This is a genomic window from Streptomyces sp. NPDC013455 (genome assembly GCF_040632975.1).
In the GTDB taxonomy this organism is placed as follows: domain Bacteria; phylum Actinomycetota; class Actinomycetes; order Streptomycetales; family Streptomycetaceae; genus Streptomyces.
This window is the reverse complement of sequence record NZ_JBEYCX010000076.1, coordinates 1-1,616: the sequence shown is the minus strand read 5'-3', so window position 1 is coordinate 1,616 and position 1,616 is coordinate 1. Positions and strand designations below refer to the sequence as shown.

1 protein-coding gene is annotated in these 1,616 nt (G+C 72.0%); it reads right to left on the bottom strand.

All coding sequences use genetic code 11. The features are described 5' to 3' along the window. Positions 1-1,616 (bottom strand): beta-ketoacyl synthase N-terminal-like domain-containing protein (locus tag ABZ576_RS34355; RefSeq protein ID WP_360750050.1); only part of this gene is annotated, 1,616 nt, incomplete at both ends.

Below are 1,616 nucleotides of genomic sequence, written 5' to 3'. Positions count from 1 at the left end.
TGGGCCTCGATGGGGTCGCCGAGCTTCGTGCCCGTGCCGTGGCCCTCGACGGCGTCGACGTCCGCCGCCGACAGTCCCGCGTTGGCGAGGGCCTGCCGGATCACCCGCTGCTGCGACGGCCCGTTCGGTGCGGTCAGGCCGTTCGACGCACCGTCCTGATTGACCGCACTGCCCCGCACCACCGCCAACACCCGACGACCGTTGCGCTCCGCATCCGACAACCGCTCCACCAGCAGCATCCCCACACCCTCACTCCAACTGGTGCCGTCGGCCGCCGCGGAGAAGGCTTTGCAGCGTCCGTCGGGAGCCAGTCCCCGTTGCCGGGAGAACTCGGTGAAGACGCGAGGCGTGGCCATGATGCTGACGCCGCTCGCGAGCGCCATGGTGCACTCGCCGGCGCGCAGGGCCTGGCAGGCGAGGTGCAGGGCGACCAGGGAGGAGGAGCATGCGGTGTCGATGGTGACGGCGGGGCCTTCGAGGCCGAAGGTGTAGGAGATACGGCCGGAGGCGACGCTGCCGGCGGTCCCGGTGAGTGCGTACCCTTCGGTGCCGTCCGGTGCCGCGTGGGTGTGTCCGGCGTAGTCGTGCCCATTGATGCCGGTGAAGACGCCCGTGGACGTACCTTGGAGCGTCCTGGGATTGATCCCCGCCCGCTCGACGGCCTCCCAGGCGGTCTCCAGGAGGAGCCGTTGCTGGGGATCCATCGCGAGCGCCTCGCGCGGCGAAATGCCGAAGAATCCGGCGTCGAACTCCCCGGCGTCGTACAGGAATCCGCCGTGCCGGGTGTAGGAGGTGCCGGGGTGGTCGGGGTCGGGGTGGTGGAGGTTGGCCAGGTCCCAGCCACGGTCCGCCGGGAACTGCCCGATCGCGTCACCGCCTGACGACACCAGCTCCCACAGGTCCTCCGGCGAGCGCACGCCCCCGGGGAACCGGCAGGCCACGCCGATGATGGCGATCGGTTCGTCTGCCTGGGGGCGAGGCGTCGGGGCAGCGGCGGTGATGTGCTCGGACGGCGCGCCCACCAACTCGGCCCGCAGGAAAGCGGCGAGCTTGGCCGGAGTCGGGTGGTCGAAGACCAGGGAGACGGGCAGATGGAGGCCCGTCGCCTTGGCCAGCCGGTTACGGAGGTCCACGGCCGTGAGCGAGTCGAAGCCGAGCGTGCGGAAGACGTCGTCGGGGGCGAGCGCGCTCGGGTCCGCGTACCGGAGTACGGCGGCGGCCTGCGAGCGGACCAGGTCGAGCAGTGCGGCCTGTCGGTCGGCGGGGGACTGCCGGAGAAGGGTGGTGCGGAGGTCCCCCGGGGCGGGCTCGCGCCCGGTGCTGCCTGCCGTGCCGCCGGTGGCCGAGGCGACCAGTTCGCTGACGTCAGAGGTGGGCTCGATCCTGGTCCAGTCGATGTCGGCGATGATCACGGCCGGTCGCTTGCTCGCGATGGCCCGGACGGCTGCGGCCGTGGCCAGCTTCGCCGGCATGGGGCGGAATCCTCGGCGGTCGAGGTTCTTGCGGGCCCGCTCCGAGTCGGCGAGGCCGTTTCCTTGCCAGGTGCCCCAGGCGATGGTGGTGGCGGGGAGGTTGTGGGTGTGGCGGTGGTGGGCGAGGGCGTCGAGGTGGGCGTT